Annotated in this window: 21 protein-coding genes; 13 read left to right on the top strand and 8 right to left on the bottom strand. The window is 60.7% G+C overall.

Going from position 1 to position 23,261, the window contains the following annotated elements; translation table 11 throughout:
- Positions 1–14: 14 nt before the first annotated feature.
- The 5 genes from AC3ISG_RS08030 to AC3ISG_RS08010 form a co-directional block, all read right to left on the bottom strand.
- On the bottom strand, positions 15–734 hold the full coding sequence (locus AC3ISG_RS08030; RefSeq protein ID WP_489298939.1) for a flagellar hook assembly protein FlgD: 720 nt from the start codon (positions 732–734) through the stop codon (positions 15–17).
- A gap of 15 nt (positions 735–749) precedes the next feature.
- Positions 750–1,193 (bottom strand): flagellar basal body rod protein FlgC, encoded by a 444-nt coding sequence (gene flgC, locus AC3ISG_RS08025; RefSeq protein WP_489298938.1) that lies wholly within the window; start codon positions 1,191–1,193, stop codon positions 750–752.
- 3 nt (positions 1,194–1,196) lie between these two features.
- Complete coding sequence (flgB, locus tag AC3ISG_RS08020; RefSeq protein ID WP_074893064.1) at positions 1,197–1,604, bottom strand: flagellar basal body rod protein FlgB; 408 nt, start codon at positions 1,602–1,604, stop codon at positions 1,197–1,199.
- Positions 1,605–2,672: 1,068 nt separating this feature from the next.
- On the bottom strand, positions 2,673–3,500 hold the full coding sequence (gene cheR, locus AC3ISG_RS08015; RefSeq protein ID WP_122624311.1) for a protein-glutamate O-methyltransferase CheR: 828 nt from the start codon (positions 3,498–3,500) through the stop codon (positions 2,673–2,675).
- Between the two features lie 44 nt (positions 3,501–3,544).
- Positions 3,545–4,477, bottom strand: a complete 933-nt coding sequence (locus tag AC3ISG_RS08010) for a chemotaxis protein CheV (RefSeq protein ID WP_122534843.1) — start codon at positions 4,475–4,477, stop codon at positions 3,545–3,547.
- A gap of 73 nt (positions 4,478–4,550) precedes the next feature.
- Here AC3ISG_RS08010 and flgA point away from each other — a divergent pair, with 73 nt between their 5' ends.
- From flgA to AC3ISG_RS07990, 4 genes are all read left to right on the top strand, one after another.
- On the top strand, positions 4,551–5,312 hold the full coding sequence (gene flgA, locus AC3ISG_RS08005; protein WP_122624334.1) for a flagellar basal body P-ring formation chaperone FlgA: 762 nt from the start codon (positions 4,551–4,553) through the stop codon (positions 5,310–5,312).
- 170 nt (positions 5,313–5,482) lie between these two features.
- Positions 5,483–5,800 (top strand): flagellar biosynthesis anti-sigma factor FlgM, encoded by a 318-nt coding sequence (gene flgM / locus AC3ISG_RS08000; protein ID WP_122534841.1) that lies wholly within the window; start codon positions 5,483–5,485, stop codon positions 5,798–5,800.
- A 49-nt stretch (positions 5,801–5,849) separates the two neighbouring features.
- Positions 5,850–6,317: a flagella synthesis protein FlgN gene (locus AC3ISG_RS07995; RefSeq protein WP_074893095.1), complete on the top strand. Its 468-nt coding sequence runs from the start codon at positions 5,850–5,852 to the stop codon at positions 6,315–6,317.
- Positions 6,318–6,392: 75 nt separating this feature from the next.
- Positions 6,393–7,133, top strand: coding sequence for a flagellar brake protein (locus AC3ISG_RS07990; protein ID WP_122534840.1), 741 nt, complete (start codon positions 6,393–6,395; stop codon positions 7,131–7,133).
- A gap of 283 nt (positions 7,134–7,416) precedes the next feature.
- Here AC3ISG_RS07990 and AC3ISG_RS07985 read toward each other — a convergent pair whose 3' ends face one another.
- On the bottom strand, positions 7,417–8,889 hold the full coding sequence (locus AC3ISG_RS07985) for an MFS transporter (RefSeq protein WP_489298937.1): 1,473 nt from the start codon (positions 8,887–8,889) through the stop codon (positions 7,417–7,419).
- Positions 8,890–8,943: 54 nt separating this feature from the next.
- Positions 8,944–10,185, bottom strand: a complete 1,242-nt coding sequence (locus AC3ISG_RS07980; protein WP_489299474.1) for a glutamine synthetase family protein — start codon at positions 10,183–10,185, stop codon at positions 8,944–8,946.
- A gap of 443 nt (positions 10,186–10,628) precedes the next feature.
- Here AC3ISG_RS07980 and vioA point away from each other — a divergent pair, with 443 nt between their 5' ends.
- From vioA to AC3ISG_RS07945, 7 genes are read left to right on the top strand one after another with little or no spacing between them, the layout of a single operon-like run.
- Positions 10,629–11,747 (top strand): dTDP-4-amino-4,6-dideoxy-D-glucose aminotransferase VioA, encoded by a 1,119-nt coding sequence (vioA, locus tag AC3ISG_RS07975; protein WP_272634219.1) that lies wholly within the window; start codon positions 10,629–10,631, stop codon positions 11,745–11,747.
- 12 nt (positions 11,748–11,759) lie between these two features.
- On the top strand, positions 11,760–12,533 hold the full coding sequence (locus tag AC3ISG_RS07970) for a WbqC family protein (protein WP_489298936.1): 774 nt from the start codon (positions 11,760–11,762) through the stop codon (positions 12,531–12,533).
- Positions 12,526–13,503 (top strand): hypothetical protein, encoded by a 978-nt coding sequence (locus AC3ISG_RS07965; RefSeq protein ID WP_489298935.1) that lies wholly within the window; start codon positions 12,526–12,528, stop codon positions 13,501–13,503. The genes AC3ISG_RS07970 and AC3ISG_RS07965 overlap by 8 nt, the downstream gene beginning before the upstream one ends.
- Positions 13,500–14,057, top strand: coding sequence for a GNAT family N-acetyltransferase (locus AC3ISG_RS07960; RefSeq protein ID WP_172612891.1), 558 nt, complete (start codon positions 13,500–13,502; stop codon positions 14,055–14,057). Before AC3ISG_RS07965 ends, AC3ISG_RS07960 begins: the two co-directional genes overlap by 4 nt.
- On the top strand, positions 14,054–14,836 hold the full coding sequence (locus AC3ISG_RS07955) for a phytanoyl-CoA dioxygenase family protein (RefSeq protein WP_489298934.1): 783 nt from the start codon (positions 14,054–14,056) through the stop codon (positions 14,834–14,836). Before AC3ISG_RS07960 ends, AC3ISG_RS07955 begins: the two co-directional genes overlap by 4 nt.
- Before the next feature lie 3 nt (positions 14,837–14,839).
- Positions 14,840–15,583, top strand: coding sequence for a class I SAM-dependent methyltransferase (locus AC3ISG_RS07950; protein WP_122534833.1), 744 nt, complete (start codon positions 14,840–14,842; stop codon positions 15,581–15,583).
- A 5-nt stretch (positions 15,584–15,588) separates the two neighbouring features.
- Entirely contained in the window at positions 15,589–19,128 is a 3,540-nt protein-coding gene (locus AC3ISG_RS07945; protein ID WP_489298933.1) for a glycosyltransferase, read from the top strand.
- Between the two features lie 51 nt (positions 19,129–19,179).
- Here the strand turns inward: AC3ISG_RS07945 and AC3ISG_RS07940 are convergent, their stop codons facing one another.
- Positions 19,180–20,193: an AraC family transcriptional regulator gene (locus AC3ISG_RS07940; protein WP_489298932.1), complete on the bottom strand. Its 1,014-nt coding sequence runs from the start codon at positions 20,191–20,193 to the stop codon at positions 19,180–19,182.
- A 188-nt stretch (positions 20,194–20,381) separates the two neighbouring features.
- Here AC3ISG_RS07940 and AC3ISG_RS07935 point away from each other — a divergent pair, with 188 nt between their 5' ends.
- Together AC3ISG_RS07935 and AC3ISG_RS07930 are read left to right on the top strand one after the other, a co-directional pair.
- Positions 20,382–21,566 carry an acetyl-CoA C-acyltransferase family protein gene (locus tag AC3ISG_RS07935; RefSeq protein WP_489298931.1) on the top strand — a complete coding sequence of 395 codons (1,185 nt, stop codon included), beginning with the start codon at positions 20,382–20,384 and terminating at the stop codon, positions 21,564–21,566.
- Between the two features lie 12 nt (positions 21,567–21,578).
- A complete protein-coding gene (locus AC3ISG_RS07930) occupies positions 21,579–22,430 on the top strand; it encodes a 3-hydroxybutyryl-CoA dehydrogenase (RefSeq protein ID WP_489298929.1) in 852 nt (283 codons plus the stop codon).
- Positions 22,431–23,261 lie beyond the last annotated feature (831 nt).

The following is a 23,261-nucleotide window of genomic DNA, read 5'->3' as shown; positions in this document are numbered from 1 at the left end:
CCGTCTAGTCGGCTCTAAATTCCGATTTGCTTGATATTTGCCAGTGCCACCTGGGTGCCGCCGGCGAGGTTCAACGTCATGTCAGAGCCCGTTGTGCCCATGGTCACGCTGTTCACTGTCGCTGGCAGGTAGGTGCTCAGCTGAGTGCCTTTACCGTCCAGCTTGCCGTTGGCGACGAAGCTGTAGTTGCCCGCCTCCACCGCCGCGCCGCTGTCGTCCTTGCCATCCCAGCTGAAGGCTGTGGTACCCGCCTTCTGTGTGCCCAGGTCGATGGTGCGCACGACGTTCGTGCCGGTGCTGTCGTAAATCTTCACCGTCGTGTCGGAGCTGGACGATGGCAGCACCACGGAACCGGTCATGGCCTTGCTGGTGTCGACGTAGGTCGACCCTGCGTCCACGGTCACCGAACGGCCGACCAGCGACGAGGCCTGCAACGCCTGGGACGACTGGTACATGGTGCTGATCGAGTCGACCGAGGTGCTCAGGTTCTGCATCGTTTCCAGGCTGCTGAACTGGGCCAACTGCGCCACGAACTCGCTGTTGTCCTGAGGATCGAGCGGGTTCTGGTTCTGCATCTGCGTGACCAGCAACTGCAGGAATGAATCCTTGCCCAGCGAGCTGGACCCGGTGAGGCTGCTCGTGCTGGATTTGGTGCTGCTGCCTGTGGTCCCGGGGGTCGTGCTTTGCAGCCCTTTGAGGAACGACGAGGTAGCGTCTGTGTTTGAGACCGTCATGGATTTCGCCCTTTATCACTGACCCAGGGTCAGAACCTTCTGCATCATGGTTTTCGCGGTGTTCATGATTTCCGCGTTGGTCTGGAACGAACGGCTGGCCGAGATCATGTCGGCCATCTCGTTGACGACGTTGACGTTCGGGTAATACACGTAGCCGTTCTTGTCGGCTGACGGGTGATTTGGCTCGTAACGTGCTTCGAGGTTTGAGGCGTCTTCGACGATGCCGGACACCTGTACGCCGACGCCGGCCTGACCCTGGTCTTCGAACAGCGAGGCGCTGCCACCGGATTCCTGACCCTGGAAGACCGTGGCGAACACCGGATGGCGGGCGCGGTAGGTCTTGTCCATGCTGGAGGACACGGTTTCGGCGTTGGCGATGTTGCTGGCCACGGTGTTGAGGCGGGTGTTCTGGGCACTCATGCCGCTACCGGCAATATTGAAAACACTGGACAGGGACATGGATTACTCTCCGCGCAGGGCTGCAACCAGCCCTTTGAATTTGCTGTTGAGCAAGGTGAAGCTGGCCTGAAAACCGATGGCGTTTTCGGCGTAGTTGGCGTTTTCGACCTGGGAGTCGACGGTGTTCTGGTCCAGCGACGGCTGCGACGGGGTCCGGTAGAGCAGGCTGGCTTCGCCATCGCTCATGCCTTCGGCTTCGATGTGACGGTTGTTGGTCATGTCGAGGGCGAAGTGGCCGTTTTTGCTTTTGTCGCTTTCGGCGGCCAGGACTTTGGAGAAGTCGAGGTCACGCGCCTTGTAGTTGGGGGTGTCGGCGTTGGTGATGTTGTTGGCCAGCACTTCAGCACGCTGGGCGCGGAAGTTGAGCGCTTTTTCGTGGATGCCGAGGGCGTTTTCAAAACTGATGCTCATGTCGGGACCTTTGAGGGCTGACCAGATGTACGTGCAGGAGATATAGCAAGGTGCGTGCCACTTGCTGAAAGTGCCGTTTTTCGCGGGCTGCAGGGATGTTGGTGCGGGGTGATGACAGAAAAGCGGCAAGGGATTTCCGCTCCTGGGGAGGAAAGCGGCAAGCACGGTGCCGTTTTTTTGCCGTATTGCGCTATCGCTCGTGAGATCAAGATCAAGATCACAAGCGTCTGCCTGGGGGCAGACTGTTTCGCCTTCGGCGAGTTACTTGGAAAAGCACCCCAAGTAACCAAGGGTGCTTGCTCCTGGTTGGGCCCTTCGTTCCTCAGGGTTCCCTCACTCCGACGACGCTCCGTGGGCCCGCGCCGAACGGACATCCATGTCCTGACGGCGCTCTCGCCGCATCCATGCGGCTCGGCCCACTCCGCGTCGTCTGCGTTCGGCCTGCACCCAAGTCGCGATTGTCGTCGTCTGGGCTAGCCGTGCATGAAGATCAAGATCAACAGCTTCCCGGCTGAAGCCGGTCCTACTGGACACCGCGTGCTTTTAGTGGGACCGGCTTTAGCCGGGAAGATGTCAGTGCGCAAGCCACGGAATTTATGGTGACCAAACGGGCCCCTTCCCGGCTAAAGCCGGTCCTACTGACCGTGCGCGAATACCTGTAGGACTGGCTTTAGCCGGGAAGCCTTTGATCTGTTTTTGATCTTCCTACGCAGGAAGTTCAGGCGACACAAAACGCGACTTGGGTGCAGGCTGAACGCAGGTCTCGCGCAGTGGGCCGAGCCGCATGGATGCGGCGAGAGCGCCGTCAGGGCATGGATGCCCGTTCGGCGCGGGCCCACGGAGCGAGACCGGAGTGAGGGTACTCCGACGAAGGAGGAGCCCAACCAGGAGCAAGCACCCTTGGTTACTTGGGGTGCTTTTCCAAGTAACTCGCCGAAGGCGAAATGTCTGCCGTTAGGCAGACCCCTCTAAGCGCCGCTCCGGCTAAGAGGCGGCCAACAATCTCAGCGCCAACACAAAACAAAAAACCCGCCTAAGCGGGTTCTAATAAAGCGAAAACGCAGCCAATCACTTGGCCTGATAAATAATCCCGGGACTGCATTGCACCATCTGGTAATGATCGGGCAACCCGTTCAACGCCTCCGACGCCCCAAGGAACAGATACCCCCCAGGCTTCAACGTCGAATGGATACGCAACAAAATATCCTTCTTCACCTCCGCCGAAAAATAGATCAGCACGTTGCGACAAAACACCATATCGAACTTGCCCAACGCCGCATAACTGTCCAACAGATTGAACGAACGAAACTCCACACGGCTCTTGATCGGCGCCTTCACCGTCCAGCGCCCTGGCGTCTTCTGATCAAAGAAACGCTGCAGACGATCCGGCGACAAACCCCGGCCGATGGCCAGACTGTCGTACTCGCCCGTCTTGCAATTGTTCAACATCAAACCCGACAAATCCGTCGCCACAATCTGCGCGCCCGACTTCAACTGCCCCGGGTTGTTGCGCTCGAACTCATCGATCGACATCGACAGCGAATACGGTTCCTGCCCCGACGAGCACGCCGCCGACCAGATCCGCAAACGCTGGTTGGGGCTGGCCTTGATCGCCTCCGGCAACACCTTGTTCTTCAGCACCTCGAAGGGGTACGTATCGCGAAACCACAACGTCTCGTTGGTGGTCATCGCATCCACCACCTGCTCGCGCAACCCGCTGCGCGGCTGCGTCTGGATACGCTGGATCAGCTCACCCAACGACTTGATGGACTGCTGCTCCATCAACTTGTTAAGGCGGCTGGAGACCAGATACTGTTTATTTTCACCCAGCAAAATGCCACAGGCTTTTTCCAGGAATACCCGGAACTGATCAAAATCCAAATTACCTGTCGACATGCCGCCTCTCAAATCATGTGAACAGCAAGGAGGAACACCCCTCCTCAGCTGATATCTGCCGCCTTGATACGATCTACCACTCTCGCCGCCAGATCGTCCGGCCGGAACTTGGCCAGGAAGTCATCAGCGCCGACCTTCTTGACCATCGCCTGGTTGAACACGCCCGACAGCGAGGTGTGCAACACGATGTGCAACTTCTGCATGCGCGGGTCGCTGCGAATCTCCGCAGTGAGGGTATAGCCATCCATCTCCGGCATTTCAATGTCGGAGATCATCATCAAGAATTCTTCTTCCGGTTTCTTGCCTTCGTCTACCAGTTTGCGCAGGAACTCGAGCGCCTGACGACCGTCATTCAACGCCGTGACTTCTACGCCGACAGTCTGCAGGCAGCGCGTCACCTGTTTGCGCGCCACGGAGGAGTCATCGACCGTCAACACGCGCAACGAGAGCGCCTTGTGCTGAACCTCCGCAGTGACCACGCCGACCGAGATGTTTTCGGAGACTGGCGCTACCTCGGCAAGGATCTTCTCGACGTCGATGATTTCCACCAACTGATTGTCCAGACGCGTCACCGCCGTGAGGTAGTGGTCGCGACCGGTTCCCTTGGGAGGCGGGTGAATGTCTTCCCAGTTCATGTTGACGATGCGTTCCACCGCATGCACCAGAAAACCCTGAATCTTGGTGTTGTACTCCGTGATGATCACGAACGAATTGGCGATGTCGCTCAACGGCTTGCCGCCGGTCGCCAATGCCAGATCAAGGATCGGGATGGTCCCGCCACGAATATTTGCCACGCCGCGCACAATCGGACTGGATTTGGGCATGTGGGTAAGTTTCGGGCATTGAAGCACCTCTTTTACCTTGAACACGTTGATCCCATACAACTGCTTGCCGTCCAACCGGAACAGCAAAAGTTCAAGGCGGTTCTGCCCTACCAGTTGAGTGCGCTGGTTTACTGAATCCATCACACCAGCCATGCACCACTCCTCCCAAAACGACCAATTGCGCTACCGAATCGGTAAGCGGCACGGGCCTTGCTATTTACTCATCATGAACACACAAACGACAGTATCCCGACGCCCGGCACCCGCAACCCGCAGCTTTCTCTGCGTGCTGGTCGCGCTGTGTCTGTTGTGTGCCGCCAGCCTGAGCCGCGCGGACAACATGACCTTGCCTGAAACACTTATCGGCGTGACCCAGGGCTTTCTTGAATTCACAGTTGAAGACTACATGGCGACCAATCAAACCGCCGGCCGCTATGAAATCGAAGTCAAGCAGCTGGATCCGCGTCTGCGCATGCCACTGTGCGACAAGGATTTGACAGCCTCACTGGAGAGCCCCGCCCAGCCCATCGGCCGCGTGACGGTGAAAGTGCGCTGCGAAGGCACGTCCCCGTGGACGGTGTTCGTGCCGGCCCAAGTACATCTTTACCGCAATGTGGTCACCGGCGTGCGGCCAATGAAACGCGACGCGATCGTGACTGAAAACGATGTGGCGCTGCGCGAACGTGACGTAAGCCTGCTGGGGCAAGGTTTTCTGGATTCGCTCGATCAGGCGGTCGGGCAGAAAGTTGTCCGACCAACGGTCATCGACCAGATCCTGACCCCGGTCCACCTCGACCAGCCGCAAATGGTTCACAAGGGCGACCAGGTGGTGATCAGTGCGCGCAGTGGTTCCATGAGCGTGCGCATGCCGGGCGAAGCCCTGTCCGATGGCGGTTTCAACGAGCAAATACGGGTGAAGAACCTTAATTCCCAGCGGGTGATCAAGGCCAATATCGTTGCGCCCGGACAAGTTGAGGTCGCTATGTAACTGACATGTGAAGGTAAGACCTCTGGCGCTGCGCTTGCGCTTTTCCTACACTCGGAACCCCAGTGCTCCGTGCGAAGTCCATTCGAGACTGTTTTCGCACGAGCCCTAAAGTTATTCCGGGTCGGGCCGAAACCAAGGCAAGCGTCCTAGAACCCAGAGGTTTTTCAATCATGGTCATCGACTTCAATCGTTTGAATAGCTCCACTCCCGTCAGCGGTACAACACGTACCGCCAGCACCAAGGAAGCTGGCAAAACCGAAGCTACGGCGGCGGTCAGCGGCACTTCCAGCGTGCCGGGCAGTGGTGAGGCAGTACATTTGAGCAGCGAAGCTCAACAGTTGCAGAAGATCAGTGATTCGTTGCGTGATCAGCCAGTCGTCAACAGCGCCCGTGTGGCCGAGTTGAAGCAGGCAATCGCCGACGGCAGCTATAAGGTCGACAGCAATCGTGTTGCAAGCAAACTGCTTAACTTCGAAGCCCAGCGCTAGCCCCCGGTCTGCGCAGGGGCTTCTGGACGCTTAAACACCAGGGCATGCGATGCAAGACACTACATTGCTTCAACTGATCACGGACGACATTGCGCCAACCCGGCATTTGCTGGACATCCTGAAGGCCGAATCAGTGGCCCTTCATGGGCGCAATATGGTCGAGATGGAACACATCCTGGCGCAGAAACAGGCGCTGGTGATCGTGCTCGAGCAGCATGGACGCCGACGTACCCAGCTGATGACCAGCCTGGGTCTGCCCGCCAATCGTGCGGGGCTTGAAGAAGTGGCGAAACATTCGTCAGTGGGTGAAGCCTTGTTGACCGCAGGCGATGAACTCAGCGCACTGATGAGTGAATGCCAGGCGGCCAATGAACAGAACGGCAGCCTTATCCAGCTCCAGCAACTCACCACGGCACAGCAGTTGAGGATTCTCAACGGCGGCGACACGCCCACGCTTTATGACAGCCGCGGCTCGACGTCGGGCAAGGCCAGGCCGCGTCCGCTTAGCCAGGCGTAAGTTCTTGTATCAAGGTGCGCATCGTGGTGGCAATATGCCGCCCGCTGCCGTTATTTGCCTGGAGATGGATAGACCGTGAATGCCTCAAGCGCGGAAGATGTTCCGCAGCCCCCGAAGGTACTGACCACCCCGCTGGAAATCGCTGCCAATCTGCGGCTGCTGATGGAAAGCCATGACCCGTTGATCATCACGTTCCACGAACGCACCCAGCGTTTTCAGAGCTACGTGATCGATGTCAACCGCGACACCAATCAAGTCATTTTCGACGAGATGATCCCCCGTGACGGCGAGCGTTTCCTGGCCAGCGGTGAGCCGTTCCGGGTCGAGGGCTTTCACGATGGTGTGCGCATCGCTTGGGAAAGCAAAGCCCGGCTGACGGTGATCGAAGAGCCGCGCAGTTATCGCGGCCCGCTGCCTGAAGAAGTCGTCTATCACCAGCGCCGCAATGCCTTTCGCGCGGCCCTTAAGCTGGCTTCCCTGATTGATGTCGAGATCGGTGGCGAACGGCTTAAATCCCCGTTGCGCGGCAAGCTGCTGGACATCTCCGCGACCGGGTGCAAGCTGCGCTTCGAAGGCGATGTTTCCGAGCGCATGCAGCTGGGTCAGGTCTATGAGCGCTTTATCGCCTCCCTGCCCTTCGGCAACATGACCACACCCGTTGAACTGCGCTACCTGCACTTCGAAGAAAGGATCAACACCACGTTTGCCGGCGTACGCTTCCACAACATGAGTGGCCTGGTGCAGCGTCAGGTTGAGCGCCTGGTCTATCAACTGCAGCGCGAAGCGCGACGCTTCGACAAAGACGACGATTTTTGATCGTTGGCGGTAACCCGGCCGGTGCGCTCCATGGCGTGCTGGCGGGTTGCCGCAATTACCCTGCCTCCCCTCGCACAGCCGCCATCGTCCCACTGTAGCTCTGAGTGCACGAGACTCAGGTGAAACACCGGAATTGCAGGAGTGAGCTTGCTCGCGAATGCGTCGTGTCAGGCGAAATCCATGTCACTGATACTCCGTCTTCGCGAGCCAGGTGGAGCGCCACCCTGGTCGCTCCTAGAGGTTTGCGGTGCGGCGGGGGTATACCCAATCCGCCCAGCCCCCATCACAACGGCCGATCCACCCCGACATCCCGCCGCACTTCAGTCGTCTCCTCCGGCCCAACCGCACCAGGTTCAGCAGCCACTTCCTCGTCCATTATCGCCACCGGCCGCACAACGCCCTCACCCGACGCCACAACCCGCTCCACCATCTCTGGCTGCACTTCAGATTCAGCCGCCACATCCGGCGCCACATCCGACGAAACCTCAGGCTCAACGTCCTGCATCTGATCCTGCACCACTTGCTCATCAACCCGCGGGTCAAGGGCGACCACCAGCGGCGAGCTCGACATGCTGTCGGGCATGGCCACGTGATGCAGCGGGGCGTCTTCGACCTGGTGCAGGTTGGTGACGGCTTTCGGACGGATACGCAGCACCAGCACCAGCGCCACCAAGCAGACGAAGGCGTAGAGCATGTTGCTGCCGAACATCTTCATCAGCACGCCGGACACCAGCGGGCCGATACTGGCGCCGACGCCGTAGGTCATCAGCAACATGGCCGTCAGGGAGACGCGGCGTTCGCCTTCAACGTGGTCGTTGGAGAACGCCACCGCCAGCGGATACAGCGAAAACTGCAGCAGGGACGCCAGGAAGCCCACCGCCAGCAGCAGCTCCATCGGCACATCCGGGAGGATCGCCAGCGGCAGCGAGGCCAGCACCAGCAAGCCGGCCACGCCGCGGATCAGGCAGGCACGGTCGTAGCGGTCCGACAGCTTGCCCAGCGGGCCTTGGACGATAAGGCCCGCGCCGATGCAACTGGCCATGAACAGGCCGACATGCTCAGTCGACAGCCCCTGTTGCGCGGCATACAGCGGGGCCAGGCCGTAGAACGAGCCGATGATCATGCCGGCGCTTAACACCGTGGTCAGGGATTGCGGCACCCGGCGCATGAAGAACAGCGGCTCCAGCGGTGCCGGGTGCATCGGCGCCGGGTGAATGCTGCGGGTCATGGCCACCGGCACGAGGCAGAGGGCGAAGCACATCGCCACGAGCATCAGCAGTTCAGGGCCCAGTTGCGGGTGGATGACCAGAATCAGCTGGCCGAGCACCAGCCCCAGGTACGACGCGATCATGTAGAGGCTAAACACCGTGCCGCGCTGCTTGGGCGAGGCCTGCTCGTTGAGCCAGCTCTCGATGACCATGTACTGGCACATCATGCCCAGGCCGACAATCATCCGCAGGAAGATCCACGCCGGCAGGTAATCGAACAGCCCGTGGCCCAAGACCGCCGCGCCGACAATGCCGGCGCAGGTGGCGTACGCACGGATGTGCCCTATTCGGCCGATCAGCCGGTGGCCGATCTTGCCGCCCAGGGCCAGACCGACATAGTTCGCCGCCATCAACGCACCGACCCACAGGCCATCGACCTGATCGGCGGCCAGACGCAAGGCCAGGTAGGTGCTGAGCAGGCCCGAGCCGATCAACATCATCAGCGAGGCAAAATACAGCGCTCGAAAGGACTTCCAGATTTGGCGCATAGCTTTCCAAAAGACGGAAACCCTCGATTTCAGAGGATTTCCGAACAGCGATTCTTAAGCCTGAGCGGCCAGAACGCGGCGCTCCCAGGGGGTAATTTCGTTGAAGAAGCTGGTCAGTTCCAGGGTCTTCGACGCGACGTAGCCTTCGATGAATTCGGCACCAAACAGTTCCTTGGCCAGCGAGCTGCGAGTCAGACGTTCCAGAGCAGCGTGCAAGGTACATGGCAACGACAGATTATCGGGCACAACGAACTCACCTTGAATCGGTGGCGACGGTTCCAGCCTGTGCTCGATACCGTGAAGCCCCGCAGCCAGGCTGGCGGCGATGGCCAGATACGGGTTGGCGTCGGCGCCGGGCAGACGGTTCTCGACCCGACGGGCGACCGGTGCGCTGGCCGGAATGCGCAGACCCGCCGCGCGGTTGTCGTGGGACCAGCAGGCGTTATTCGGTGAAGCGAAGGGATGGCACAGGCGCTGATAGGAATTGACGTTGGGCGCGAACAACGCGGTGAAGTCAGCCATCGCCGCCTGCTGCCCGCCGATGAAGTGATGAAAGCGATCAGTGGCCTCGCCCTGATCGTCGCTGAAGATGTTCTGGCCGGTGCTGGTCTCGACCACGCTCTGGTGAATGTGCATGGAACTGCCGGGGGTGTGCGCCAGCGGTTTGGCCATGCACACCACCATCAGGCCATGCTTGAGCGCGACTTCCTTGAGCATGTGCTTGAAGAGGAAGGTCTGGTCGGCCAGCAACAGCGGATCGCCGTGCAGCAGGTTGATCTCGAACTGGCTGACGCCCATCTCGTGCATGACGGTGTCGCGGGGCAGGCCCAGCGCGGCCATGCAGGCATAGATTTCCTTGAAGAAGGGTCGCAGGCCGTTGTTGGAGCTGATGCTGAACGCCGACTGGCCGTCCTCGCGCCGACCGTCCAGCCCGATCGGCGGCTGGAACGGCTGGCTCGGATCGGGATTGGCCGCGAAGACAAAGAATTCCAGTTCGGTGGCCACCACCGGCGACCAGCCATGCCGGGCATAACGGGCGATGACCGATTTGAGCTGACCGCGGGTGGACAGCGGCGACGGTTGGCCGTCGAGCTCGTCGGCGTCGCAGATCGCGAGGGCGCGGGGCTCGTCGCTCCACGGCAGACGATGGGTCTGCTGCGGGTCAGCGATCAGGGCCAGGTCGCCATCGTCACTGCCATAGAATTTCGACGGCGGATAGCCGCCCATGATGCATTGCAGCAGCACGCCCCGCGCCAGCTGCAACCGACGGCCTTCGAGAAACCCCTCGCCGGTCATCACCTTCCCTCGCGGCACGCCATTCAGATCCGGCGTGACGCATTCAATTTCATCAATGCCCATCAGTCGCTGCGCGAGTGAATGGTGGTCATCGCTACTCATGACTCAAATCCTTTTTCGTTGGGCAGGCCGCAGGGCGGCAAGGCGTACAAAGTAAGCGTCGGGCGTTCGGAATATCAAGCGGCGAGCTTGAACCCTGTAGCAAGGTGCTGCCGGGGCCGCGGTCCCGACGACTGTCAATCCCGCGTCTTGCACCCTTGGGGCAGGTCCCCGCCACGTCTCGGCGGCCGATTCGACAGGTATTGGCCGAATTTTTGCTATTCAAGCTGCAAGCCGCCTTCAGACGTCATTTTCTCGGCACTGTCTGAAAGGGCCCTATGCCCCCCCACTTCGATGCCTCCTCGGGTCGTGGGGCTTTCAACCGCCCATGAGCCTTGGTGTCCATGTCGAATTCAATTCCTGTCACGAGTCCGCTGCTTCCTCCGCTGGAAGAGTTCATGCCGTTTCTGGAGGAGATCTGGGCCAGCAAGCGTCTCACCAACGGTGGCCCTTTCCATGAACAGCTGGAAGCCGCACTGGCCGAGCACTTGGGCGTCGAGCATGTCTGCCTGTTTTCCAATGGCACCCTGGCGCTGGTCACCGCGCTCCAGGCGCTGCGCGTCACCGGCGAGGTGATCACCACGCCGTATTCCTTCGTCGCCACGGCCCACTCGTTATTGTGGAACAGCCTTAAGCCAGTGTTTGTCGACATCGACCCGCTGACCAACAACCTGGACCCCAAGCGCATCGAAGAAGCGATCACGCCGGCGACCACGGCCATCCTTCCGGTTCATTGCTACGGGATTCCCTGTGACGTCGACGCCATTCAAAAAATCGCCGACACCTACGGGTTGAAGGTCATCTATGACGCTGCCCACGCATTCGGTGTTCAGCACAATGGCACCAGCGTCCTGAACCATGGTGACCTTTCGGTCCTCAGTTTCCATGCCACCAAGGTGTTCAACACCTTCGAAGGCGGCGCGATCATCTGCCACGACAGGAAGACCAAGCAGCGCATCGATTACCTGAAGAACTTCGGTTTTGCCGACGAAGTTACGATCATGGCGCCGGGCATCAACGGCAAGATGAACGAGATTCAGGCAGCGTTCGGCATGCTCCAATTGCGCCACATCGATTCTGCGCTGCAGGCGCGCAAGCGTCTGTTTGATCGCTACGCCAGGGCGCTGGCAGACGTGCCCGGCATCACCTTGCTGGAACAGCCCGCTGGCGTGGACTGGAACTATGCCTATTGCCCGATTTTCATAGACGGTTCTCGGTTCGGCGTGAACCGCGACGAAATGTACAACCGCTATCGTGCGCGCGATGTGCTGGTGCGGCGTTATTTCTACCCGTTGATCACAGAGTTCCCGATGTACCGCAGCTTGCCCAGTTCGGACGCTGCGAAGCTCACCCATGCCCACCTGATTTCCAGCCGCGTGTTGTGCCTGCCGATCTACCCGGACCTGACGGATGAGCAGCAGGACTCCATTATCGACATCCTGCTCAGCGCGCGCGGGGCCTGACCGATGCAACCCGTGCTCATCGCCCCTACCCGCAGCCCTGCCGGGCTTGATCAGCGGTCCAACGACCATGCACTTCTGGATCAGGGCCGTGTGGCCCTGATGCAACCGTACTTTCTTCCTTACCTGGGCTACTTTCAGCTGATCGCCGCGAGCGACTGTTTCGTGCTGTACGACAACGTGCAGTTCATCAAGAACGGCTGGATCGAGCGCAACCGTTACCTGCTGGAGGGCGAGCCGAAGTGGTTTGGTTTGGCGCTGGCAAAGGGCAGTCACTCGCAGTTGATCAATCAACGCCAGATTTCGCCACACTTTGATATCGACGCCATCATGAGCCGCCTCGCGTTTGCGTACCGCAAGGCACCCCACGCTGAGCGCACGCTGACTTGGCTCGAAGCGCTGCTGAAGTTGCCGGCGCACAACATCGCCGAGTTCAACGAGCTGGCGCTGCGCTCCTGCTGCAGCCTGTTGCGCATTCATACCCCGATCGTGCGCGCGAGCGAGTGGTCACCCGCTTCACAGTCGCGTGGGCAGGACCGCGTGATCGAAGTCATCAGCGCGATCGGCGGAACCCGCTATCTGAACCCTTTCGCCGGCGGTGCCTTGTACGACAGCGCAGCGTTTGCGGCCGCAGGCTATGGGCTGGACCTTCTCAAGCCGGACCTTGAGCCTTACCTCCAGCTGAACCAGCCCTTCGTGCCGGCACTGTCGGTGTTGGATGCCTTCATGTTCAACGACCTGAAAACCCTCAGCGCCTTGGTCAAGCGCGGGGAGATTGTGCGTGGTTGAGGCGATGGGGGGCTTTTTCGAGCTGGAGCTTCGCCGAGGCCAGCATCCCTATCCGCACGCGCGCGCCTACAACCTGGCGCGTTCGGCTTTCCAGGCGCTGCTGCTGGCGCAACAGGCACGCAGGGTCTGGATACCGCATTTCATCTGTTCAGTGATGCCCGATGCTGCCCGGGCGGTTGACGTTGAAGTCGTGCGCTACGGCATGAATGATCTGCTCGAACCTGCAGCCCTGCCGGCTCTCGGACCTCGCGAGGTCTTCCTGTATGTCAATTATTTCGGCCTCAAGGATGCTTACATCCGCGACACCCTGGCGGGGCAGTATGGAGGTGCGTTGATCGTCGACAATTCGCAGGCGCTGTTTTGCGCGCCGGTTGACGGCATCCCCACGCTGTATTCGCCGCGCAAATTTGTGGGCGTGCCGGATGGAGGCTGGCGGGTGAACGGGCCCTGCGATCTCGAACAACTGCCGCCGGGCAATTCTGCCAACCGCTTCGATGCCCTGCTCGGGCGTCTGGCCAATGGGCCGGAAGCCCATTACGCCGACTTCCAGAACACCGAGGAGGCGCTTGGAACAGAGGGCATGCGCGGCATGTCCGCAATCACCACGCGACTGCTCAACAGCATTGACTACGATGAGATCGGCCGTCGACGCCGGGCCAACTACTCTCAACTGCACGGCGCTCTGGGCGCCCTCAACACGTTCAAAGCGCTTGATCTCACGCCAACTGCTGCGCTGTGCTATCCCCTGCTGCTCAAGGATGTTCAGGAAGCAGAAAAGGTCAGCGCAGCGCTGCTCAAACAGCGGATATACGTGCCCTGTTATTGGCGCGACGTGCTCGCGGACAGCAGTGCACCGACACTGGAGCAAGACATGACCCGCCGGCTTCTGCCCCTCCCTGTCGATCAGCGTTACGGCGCTTCTGACATCGCGCGGCTGGCGAACCTTATTCTTCAGGCGAGAACATCATGAGTATCCGTGGCACACGAATCACCTTGCGGGCCCTGGAAGCAGATGACCTGGAGCGACTGCACGTCTGGTCCAACGATGAGGCCCTATGGGCGATGCTGGGCGGCTGGCATTTTCCGACCTCCCGGGAGGCTCAGCGCGAGTGGCTGGGACGTCTTAAAAGCGACACGCTGAATCAGCGCTTTGGCATAGAAACGTCCGAGCACGGTCTGATTGGCACGGCAAACCTGGTCGACATCGACTGGAAAAACCGCACCGCGGAACACGGCATGATGATCGGTTTCGAGCACCTGCGCGGTCAGGGTTATGGCCGTGAGGTGATCGCCACCGTGATGCGCTACGCGTTCGACGAACTCGGCCTTGAGCGGTTGTCCACGACGATCATCGAGTACAACCAGGCGTCGCTGGCCACCTACACTGGCAAAGCGCCCTGGGTGATCGAGGGTACGCAGCGCCAGTGGTACTTTCGCAAAGGCCAGCGCTGGGATCGTCACCTGCTGGGTGTGACAGCAGCCGACTACCGGGCGTGGATGGCGGCCCGGGACGGTGATTCATGAATGACGAGGCCTGGCAAAACCTCTGCGCAGACGGGTACGTCTGTCTGCCGGATCTGATGGCCGCCAGCGAGGTCGTGCGTTTGCGCGAAGACCTGGCGCAGGCCATCGAACGCTGCCGCAGTGTGCAGGTGCAGAACGCCATCGTTCAGCGCACCGAGCAGACCGCTCACCACATCCTGCAGGCCGACACCGGTTTCATCGCCCTGCTGGCCCGGTTTGGCGAATGGGGGGTCACCGAGCTGCTGCGCAACATGCTCGGCGGCGAGGTGATCCTCAATTCATTTGGTGGGCTGAACAACCTGAACAGCACCAATGCCTACGTGCGCAACGTGCACCGCGATGTGCGCTCATGGTCGGCAGAATCGATGCAGATGGCGCAGATTATGGTACTGCTCGACGACTTCACGGCGCAGAACGGCGCCACCCTGTTTCTGGCTGGCTCACACCAATCGCCGCAAAAGCCGGACGACAATCAGTTCGAGGCGCACGCCAGCAAGGCGCTGGGTACAGCAGGCTCGATCTATCTGTTCGACTCGCGGATATGGCACGCCGCCGGGGTCAACCGTACGTCGGGGCCACGTCGCTGCCTGACCCTGACGTTTACCCGCAGCAACCTCAAGCCGCAGTTCGACTATTGCCGAGCGCTGGGCTCCGCCTTTTGCGAGCAGCAATCGCCGGACCTTCAGCAACTGCTCGGCTGGTTCGCCCGAACCCCCTCCACCCTTCACGAGTGGTATCAGCCTGAAGACCAGCGCTTTTACCGAAAAAACCAGGGATAGACCATGGCCAACCGCGATTACAACCAGGAATTTCAGAACAACGCCCATCGCAGTTATTTCTATGACTTCGATGCCCGCCTGCGCCGCTACATGATGGAGAGCTTTTCGCCGTGGTTGACCGAAGGTCCTGCACTGGAACTGGGTTGTTTCGAGGGTGAATTCACGCAAATCTTCAGCGAGCGCTTCCATGACCTGACGGTCATCGAAGCGGCCAGTGATCTGATCGGCGTTACCCGCCAGCGCGTCGGCGAACAGGTCGCCTTCGTCTGCAGCACCTTCGAGACGGCCACGGTGGAGCCGCGATTCGAGAACATATTTCTGATCCACACGCTGGAGCATCTCGACGATCGGACCGCCGTGCTACAGCGCATCGCCCAGTGGTTAAAGCCAGGCGGTCGGCTGTTTATCGCCGTGCCAAACGCCAACGCGCCCTCGCGCCAGATTGCCGTGAAGATGGGCCTGATCGAGCACAACAGTGCGGTGACCGAGGGCGAGCGCCTGCATGGACACCGCATCACCTACTCCCTGGACACCCTTGACCATGAAGTGCGCCAGGCAGGATGGTCGGTCCGGCACCGAGGTGGCGTGTTCTTCAAACCGTTGGCCAACTTCCAGCTGGACAAGGCATTGGAGAGCGGTTTGGTGGATGAGGCGTTCATGGATGGCTGCTACGCCCTTGGGATGCATTACCCCGAGTTGTGCGCCAGCGTGTTTGTCGTCTGCGAACGCAGCACCGCAGCGGAGTGACGCGCATGATCAACCGCAACCTGCACGGCAAGCTCCCGGCGCCTTATTACATTTACGCGCCCGACTACCGGGAAACCTCATCGGGCATCTGCGTGATGCACTACCTCTGCCATGCGCTGAACATTGCCGGTCACGAGGCGTATGTGGCGCTGTGCGATGTGAAAAACCCGGCACTGCGTACGCCGTCGCTCAGCGAAGAACTCATCAAATGCCATCAGGACCTGGGCCGCACGCCCATCGTCGTCTATCCCGAAGTGGTCTCGGGCAACCCCTTGTCGGGGCCCGTCGTGGTGCGCTATATCCTCAACCGCGAGGGTTTTCTGACGGGTAATGGTCTGCAGGCGGGCAGAAACGACCTGTTCTTCCACTACGCCCATGATTTCCGCGACGAAAGTCTCAACACCAACATGCTGACGCTGCCGGTGATCGACTCGGAACTGTTCTCGCCGCCCAAGGAGCCGGTAGAGCGAACAAAGTCCTATCTTTACCTGCACCGCCATCTCATTCGCGATGTCGACTTCTCGAGCCTTCCTGCCGACATCGAAATCCTCTCCCTGAGCAAACCCAAGACCCTTGCCCAGTTGGCGGAGATTTTCAAGACGGCAGCAGTGCTCTACTCGTACGAGATTTCTGCGACCTGCACCGAGGCGATGCTGTGTGGATGTCCGGTGATCTATTTGCAGGGCGGGCACATCGACACCCTGCCCTTCACCGAGCACTTCGGCGACGCCGGTGCGGCCATGCACTACGAGCCGGGAGGCCTTGAGCGCGCCCGTGCATCGCTGCTTCAGGCACGGCTGCGCTGGCTCGAAATCGAGGACACGTTCTGGCAACAGCTCGATTACTTCATCGAGTTGACCCAACGCGCCGTGGTCGATCACAAGGCCAATCTGCACACACGACCGCTGACCGAATGGTTGCAGGCGCGGGCTTTGTCCCCTGTGCAAGAACGCTTGATCGCCGCGCGCCGAGCCGAATTGAGCAACAGCAGCAGTCTTACAGTGATCGTACTGGACCGATTGGATAGGCCAGACCAGGTGCGGCTGACCCTTGAAAGCCTGGGGGTGTGGCAGGCCCAGGCCGTTACGCGGCGGACTGTGGTCTTGAGCGCTTCACAACGTCCACAGGATGTCCCGCCGGACATCGAATGGCAGTTGGCGGCGAGTGACATCGCGCTGCAAATCAATGCGCTGTTACGCAATGACGGCAGCGAATGGTTCATCATTTTGCACGCTGGCGACGAGTGGCAAGCCAGCGGCACCCTGCGCCTGGAGCTGGAGCTGGCGCAACACAGCCAGTGCCAGATGGTCTATTTCGATGAGATCCATCACGCCGATGATGTCCGCGGTATCGCCATGCGGCCGGACTTGAATCTCGATCTGCTGCTGAGCTTTCCCGTCAGCATGGCCACCCACTGGCTGTTCAAGCGTGAGCTGGCGCTGGACGTCGGAGGCTTCGATCCGGCGTTCAGCCAGGCCCTGGAGTTCGACCTGATCCTGCGCCTGATCGAGCAGAACGGCATTGGCGCAATCGGCCACATCGATGAACCTCTGCTGGCGTGCAGCGCACCGATGCTGGCGCAGAACAGCGACGAAGTCAGAACACTCAAGCGCCATCTGCTAGCACGAAACTATCTGCATGCCGACGTCATTGAAGCACCTGCCCGGCACTACCACGTGCAATACGGGCATCAGAGCCGGCCGCTGGTGTCGATCATCGTGCCCACTCGGGATCAGTTGCCGATGCTGCAGCGCTGCATCGAAACCGTGCTGGAAAAAACGGCGTATCAGCATTACGAAATCATCATCGTTGACAACGACAGCCAGACCCCGGAAGCGCTGGAGTGGCTTGCTAATATGGAGGCCATCGGCGGTCAGAAGGTACGCGTGCTGCGTTACCCGCTGGCGTTTAACTTCTCGGCGATGAACAACATGGCGGCCGCTGAGGCACGCGGCGACTATCTGGTGTTGATGAACAACGATATCGCCGTTCTGCGCGAGGACTGGCTGGACAAGCTGCTGAACCATGCCCAGCGTCCGGAAGTGGGTATCGTCGGCAGCAAGCTGCTCTATCCCAACGCGACGATCCAGCACGCGGGTGTCATTCTCGGACTGCGAGGCCCGGCCGAACATCCGTTTTCCGGCGAATCCGCTACGTCCCCCGGGTACATGCAACGGCGCTGGCTGGATCAGGATTTAAGCGCGGTGACCGCCGCCTGCCTAATGGTGCGCAAGTCCATCTATGACGAGGTATCAGGCATGGACGAGGAGGCTTTCAAAGTCTCCTACAACGACGTTGATCTGTGTCTGAAAGTGGGTCGCCAGGGCTACCTCGTGGTGTGGACACCCCATGCACTGTTGCTGCATGAAGGATCGGTCAGCCAGACGGCGGACTTGAGCTTTGAGAGGAAGAAAAAAGAAGTGCGTTTTGCCGGGGAACGCGACGCGATGTACGCCAAGTGGCTACCGTTGTTGGCGCGCGACCCTGCATACAACCCCAATCTTTCGCTGAGTGGTAATGGCTTCGATCTTGAGCCGATTACCGCGCTGACATGGCAACCGATGGCCTGGCGCCCGCTGCCAAGGGTGCTGGTGCACCCGGCTGACGCCGGTGAATCCGGCCATCAAAGAGTTCTTGATCCGCTCAAGGCGTTGATGGAGGCGGCGGCGGTCGACGGTTTCGCCCTGCCGACACCGCTGGGGGTGGTGGACCTGCAGCGCTACAACCCGGACGTTATCGTCTATCAACGGCATCTGGATGAACTACGGCTGGACGATATGCGACACGCCTCTGCATTTTCCTCGGCATTCAAAATATTCGACCTGGACATTGATGTGTTCAGCCTCCCCGCCCATCATCCTGATCACGGCCGTCTACCGACCGACCTGAGCAACGCGATGGAGCGGGTGGGGAGTTTCGCGGACAGGTTCATCGTGGCCACTCCTCATCTAGCCGACCTTTTTTCCGGATTCCATGGAGATCTGAGGGTCATTCCCGCGCGACTTCCAGTGGACCTGTGGGGCAACCTGCACCCACGTCGCAATCGTGGGTTCAAGCCGCGCGTCGGCATCCTCTGCGACACCGATGTGCATCTGCTGAACAACGTGGTTCAGGTGCTCACCGATGAGATTGAGTGGATTTTCGTCGGCACCTGTCCGGAGTCAATACGCCCCAGCGGCTTCGAGATACATGGCAGCCCCTCGCTGCTACGCAAGGCAAGCGCCCTGGCCAGCCTGGACCTGGACCTTGCGCTCGTTCCGCTGGAGCAGAATCCCTTCAATGAAGCCCGTGGCAACCTGCCGCTGATTGAATACGGCGCGTGTGGTTATCCGGTCATTTGCAGCGATGTCCGTGCCTATCAGGGCGACTTGCCGGTAACGCGGGTTGCCAATACTGATCAGGCCTGGATCGACGCGATCCGCGCGCACCTGCATGATCTGTCTACGGCGGCGAGGATTGGCGATCAGCTGCGGAGTAAAGTGCTGAGCGACTGGATGCTGGACGACGGAGGCATTGAGGCATGGCGCACGGCCTGGCTGCCGTGATGGACATTGAGGCACCTGAGGGCAGTCACGCCAAGTGCTAGGGCATGCACCTCAAAGAGAGGACGGCGTGCGCGACCGATACGCCCCCGGGCTTTCCCCTGTCCATTTCTTGAACGCCCGGTGGAACGCGCTGGGCTCTTGAAACCCCACCAGTGACGCGATCTCGACCACGCTCAGTTCGGTGTCGCGCAGCTTCTGCTGGGCGATGCCGCGCCGCACGTCGTCCTTGATCCCTTGAAACGCGCAGCCCTCACGCTCCAGCCGACGGCGGAACGTGGTGGCGCTGAGCTTCAGCTCGTCGGCCATTTCCAGCAGCGTCGGCCAGTGTCCGTAATGGCTGTTGCGCAGGCGGTGATAGACTTGCGCCGCCAGCCCGCGCTGGTTGCGGTAGCGGATGACCAGCCACTGCGGCGCGGTGCGCAAAAATGATTTGAGCGACGGCAAAGACTGCACCACCGGCAGACGCAGGCAGTGGCTGGAAAACTCGATCTCGGTGCGCTGCTCACCAAAACTCAGGTTGAACCCCCACAACAGAGAATCGTCGCTGAGGCGCTGACGGCGCTGGCGAAACTGCGCGCGGTCGATGCTGATGCGGCGCCCGCCGAGCCAGCACAGCAGGCTGATCATCAGCAGCAGAAACGTCTCTTCACCGAAGCGCTGCCGGACCGGATCGTCCGTCGTGGTGTCCACCGCGAGCAGCGCGCGAGGGCCACGAATGATGAGGCTGCCGCGAAAGTCGCGCAGGAACAGGCCGAAATTGCTCAGGCACTGGCGCAGGGCCTTTTCCAGGTTGGGTTCCTGAATCAACCCCCGGCATATCAGGGCGAAGCTGCCCAAGGGCATGCCGTGGGAGTCGAGGCCGAAAAACTCGTCGCCCAGTTCCCTGATCTGAATCAGCCACAACGCCGCAAACGCACTGGCCGAGACCCGCGCCGTGGGGTCGTCGAGCAGCGCCATGTCGATTTCCGCCGCCTGCAAAACCGACTGCAAACGCAGCGGCTGGTCGCGCAGCGCATGGACGATCAACTGGACGAAGTAGATCGACACTGAATCCTTTTCCCGCATGACCGCTTTTCCCTTTTTCAATGGTGCACCACGGATCAGGCGCTGATGGTAAAGAACGCCAGCCCATCTGGACAGTTTCGGCATAGGCCCGTCCCGAACGCCGATCTAGACTTGCCCGCAGTCAGCACCGGCCGAAATCCCGTTTCGCGGTGCAGCCCCCACAATTCCAATACGTGTCAGGAGTCGCCATGAGCACACCCGAAGTTTTCGTCGTCAGCGCACTGCGTACCGCCATCGGTGGATTCGGCGGTTCCCTCAAGGATGTCTCCCCCATCGAACTGGGCACCCAGGTCAGCCGCGCCGCGCTGGCGAAATCCGGGATCGCACCGGAGCACATCGGCCATGTGGTCATGGGCCACGTGATCCCCACCGAGGTGCGCGACGCCTATCTTTCCCGGGTCATCGCCCTCGACGCCGGCCTGACCAAAGAAACGCCTGCCATGAACGTCAACCGCCTGTGCGGTTCGGGCCTGCAAGCCATCGTCTCGGCGGCGCAATCGCTGATGCTCGGCGACGCCCAGGCCGTGCTGGCCGGTGGCGCCGAATCCATGAGCCGTGGCGCGTACATCATGCCCCAGGCCCGTTGGGGCGCGCGCATGGGTAACGTCCAGGCGTACGACTACATGCTCGGCGCGTTGCACGACCCGTTCGCCAATATTCACATGGGCATCACCGCCGAGAACATCGCCGAGCATTACGGCATCACCCGCGCCGATCAGGACGCACTGGCGCTGACCAGCCAGCAGCGCGCCGCCCACGCCATCGCCGAAGGGCGTTTCGAGGGCCAGATCGTGCCGATCGAGATCGCCACGCGCAAAGGCTCCGTGACCTTCGCCCAGGACGAGCACGTCCGCGGCGACGTGACCGCCGAACAGCTGGACAAGATGAAAACCGCGTTCAAAAAGGACGGCACCGTTACGGCCGGCAACGCGTCCGGCCTGAACGACGGCGCGGCGGCGCTGGTTATGGCCAATGGCGACATGGTCCGCGAGCACGGCCTCACGCCGATGGCGCGTCTGGTGGCGTATGCCCATGCCGGGGTTGATCCGTCGATGATGGGCCTGGGGCCGATCCCTGCCAGCCGCAAAGTGCTGGAACGTGCCGGCCTGACCGTGGCGGACCTGGACGTTATCGAATCCAACGAAGCGTTTGCCGCCCAGGCCTGCGCCGTTGCCCGTGAGCTAGGCTTTGATCCGGCCAAGGTCAACCCGAACGGCTCGGGCATCTCCCTCGGCCATCCGGTGGGCGCGACGGGGGCGATCATCGCCACCAAGGCGATTCACGAACTGCACCGGATTCAAGGCCGCTATGCGCTGGTGACCATGTGCATCGGCGGCGGCCAGGGCATCGCCGTCATCTTTGAACGTGTGTAAGGAGGCTTGTCGATGAGCATGCAACACATCGCTGTAATCGGCGCTGGCACCATGGGCAACGGCATCGCGCAGGTCTGCGCCGTGGCTGGTTTCGACGTGACCCTGCTGGACATTTCCGACACGGCACTGGAACGCGGCATGGCGACGGTGCGCAAGAACCTCGAGCGGCAGGTGACCAAACAGACGGTGACCGCCGAGCTTGCCGAAGCCGCGCTGGGGCGCATCGGCGTCACCACTGATTACGGCCAGTTGAATGGCGCGCAACTGGTGATCGAGGCGGCGACCGAGAACCTTGAGCTGAAGCTGCGCCTGCTCAAGCAGATCGCCAGCCATGTCGACCGCGACTGCGTGATCGCCTCGAACACCTCGTCGCTGTCGATCACCCAACTGGCGGCCAGCGTCGAACACCCGGATCGATTCATTGGGCTGCACTTCTTCAACCCCGTGCCGATGATGAGCCTGATCGAGGTCATTCGCGGTCTGCAGACGGCGGACACCACCCACATCGCGGCGATCAAGCTGGCCGAGCGGTTAAACAAGACCGCGATCACTGCCGGCAACCGCCCGGGTTTTGTGGTCAACCGGATTCTGGTGCCGATGATCAACGAAGCGATTCTGGTGTTGCAGGAAGACCTGGCCACCGCTCAGGACATCGACGACGGCATGCGACTGGGCTGCAACCAGCCCATCGGCCCGCTGGCGCTGGCTGACCTGATCGGGCTGGACACCTTGCTGGCGATTGTCGAAGCGTTCCACGAAGGCTTCAACGACAGCAAATACCGCCCTGCTCCGCTGCTCAAGGAAATGGTCGCGGCGGGGTATCTGGGCCGCAAGACCGGGCGTGGGTTTTTTGTTTATAACTGAGTGAGCGCGGATGTGGGACAGCGTGCTTCTGGTAGGACTGGCTTTAGCCGGGAAGGCGTCGGTGATCACACCGCTAAATTGATGGCGGTCAAACCGGCCTCTTCCCGGCTGAAGCCGGTCCTACTAGGGCACCACGTGCATCCAGTGAGCTTCCGGCGTGCCGAATGTAGGACTGGCTTTAGCCGGGAAAGCGTCGGTGGTCACACCGCAAATATTGGGATGACCCTACCAGCCTCTTCCCGGCTGAAGCCGGTCCTACTAGGGCACCGCGTGCATCCAGTGAGCTTCCGGCGTGCTCGAATGTAGGACTGGCTTTAGCCGGGAAAGCGTCGGTGGTCACACCGCAAATATTGGGATGACCCGACCGGCCTCTTCCCGGCTGACGCCGGTCCTACTAGGGCACCGCATGCATCCAGTGAGCTTCCGGCGTACTCGAATGTGGGACCGGCTTTAGCCGGGAAAGCGTCGGTGGTCACGCCGCAAATATTGGGATGACCCGACCGGCCTCTTCCCGGCTGAAGCCGGTTCTACTAGGGCACCGCGTGCATCCAGTGAGCTTCCGGCGTGCTCGGATGTAGGACCGGCTTTAGCCGGGAAGGCGTCGGTGGTCACGCCGCAAATAGTGGGATGACCCTACCGGCCTCTTCCCGGCTGAAGCCGGTCCTACTAGCGCACCGCGTGCATCCAGTGAGCTTCCGGCGTGCCGAATGTAGGACTGGCTTTAGCCGGGAAAGCGTCGGTGGTCACACCGCAAATATTGGGATGACCCTACCGGCCTCTTCCCGGCTGAAGCCGGTCCTACTAGGGCACCGCGTGCATCCAGTGATGCTT

The organism is Pseudomonas sp. GL_135 (assembly GCF_057834665.1).
The sequence above is the reverse complement of the archived record's forward strand: the minus strand, read 5'-3'. Positions and strand labels throughout refer to the sequence as shown.

Excerpts from the sequence above, each read along its gene's own strand:
- AC3ISG_RS08030 (WP_489298939.1), bottom strand. The coding sequence starts at position 734 with ATGACGGTCTCAAACACAGACGCTACCTCGTCGTTCCTCAAAGGGCTG.
- cheR (WP_122624311.1), bottom strand. The coding sequence starts at position 3,500 with ATGTCGACAGGTAATTTGGATTTTGATCAGTTCCGGGTATTCCTGGAA.
- AC3ISG_RS07945 (WP_489298933.1), top strand. The coding sequence starts at position 15,589 with ATGATCAACCGCAACCTGCACGGCAAGCTCCCGGCGCCTTATTACATT.
- AC3ISG_RS07995 (WP_074893095.1), top strand. The coding sequence starts at position 5,850 with ATGCAAGACACTACATTGCTTCAACTGATCACGGACGACATTGCGCCA.
- flgB (WP_074893064.1), bottom strand. The coding sequence starts at position 1,604 with ATGAGCATCAGTTTTGAAAACGCCCTCGGCATCCACGAAAAAGCGCTC.
- AC3ISG_RS07930 (WP_489298929.1), top strand. The coding sequence starts at position 21,579 with ATGAGCATGCAACACATCGCTGTAATCGGCGCTGGCACCATGGGCAAC.
- AC3ISG_RS07960 (WP_172612891.1), top strand. The coding sequence starts at position 13,500 with ATGAGTATCCGTGGCACACGAATCACCTTGCGGGCCCTGGAAGCAGAT.
- AC3ISG_RS07955 (WP_489298934.1), top strand. The coding sequence starts at position 14,054 with ATGAATGACGAGGCCTGGCAAAACCTCTGCGCAGACGGGTACGTCTGT.
- flgA (WP_122624334.1), top strand. The coding sequence starts at position 4,551 with ATGAACACACAAACGACAGTATCCCGACGCCCGGCACCCGCAACCCGC.
- AC3ISG_RS07935 (WP_489298931.1), top strand. The coding sequence starts at position 20,382 with ATGAGCACACCCGAAGTTTTCGTCGTCAGCGCACTGCGTACCGCCATC.
- flgC (WP_489298938.1), bottom strand. The coding sequence starts at position 1,193 with ATGTCCCTGTCCAGTGTTTTCAATATTGCCGGTAGCGGCATGAGTGCC.
- AC3ISG_RS07980 (WP_489299474.1), bottom strand. The coding sequence starts at position 10,185 with ATGACCGGCGAGGGGTTTCTCGAAGGCCGTCGGTTGCAGCTGGCGCGG.
- vioA (WP_272634219.1), top strand. The coding sequence starts at position 10,629 with ATGTCGAATTCAATTCCTGTCACGAGTCCGCTGCTTCCTCCGCTGGAA.
- AC3ISG_RS07940 (WP_489298932.1), bottom strand. The coding sequence starts at position 20,193 with ATGCGGGAAAAGGATTCAGTGTCGATCTACTTCGTCCAGTTGATCGTC.
- AC3ISG_RS08010 (WP_122534843.1), bottom strand. The coding sequence starts at position 4,477 with ATGGCTGGTGTGATGGATTCAGTAAACCAGCGCACTCAACTGGTAGGG.
- AC3ISG_RS07985 (WP_489298937.1), bottom strand. The coding sequence starts at position 8,889 with ATGCGCCAAATCTGGAAGTCCTTTCGAGCGCTGTATTTTGCCTCGCTG.
- flgM (WP_122534841.1), top strand. The coding sequence starts at position 5,483 with ATGGTCATCGACTTCAATCGTTTGAATAGCTCCACTCCCGTCAGCGGT.
- AC3ISG_RS07950 (WP_122534833.1), top strand. The coding sequence starts at position 14,840 with ATGGCCAACCGCGATTACAACCAGGAATTTCAGAACAACGCCCATCGC.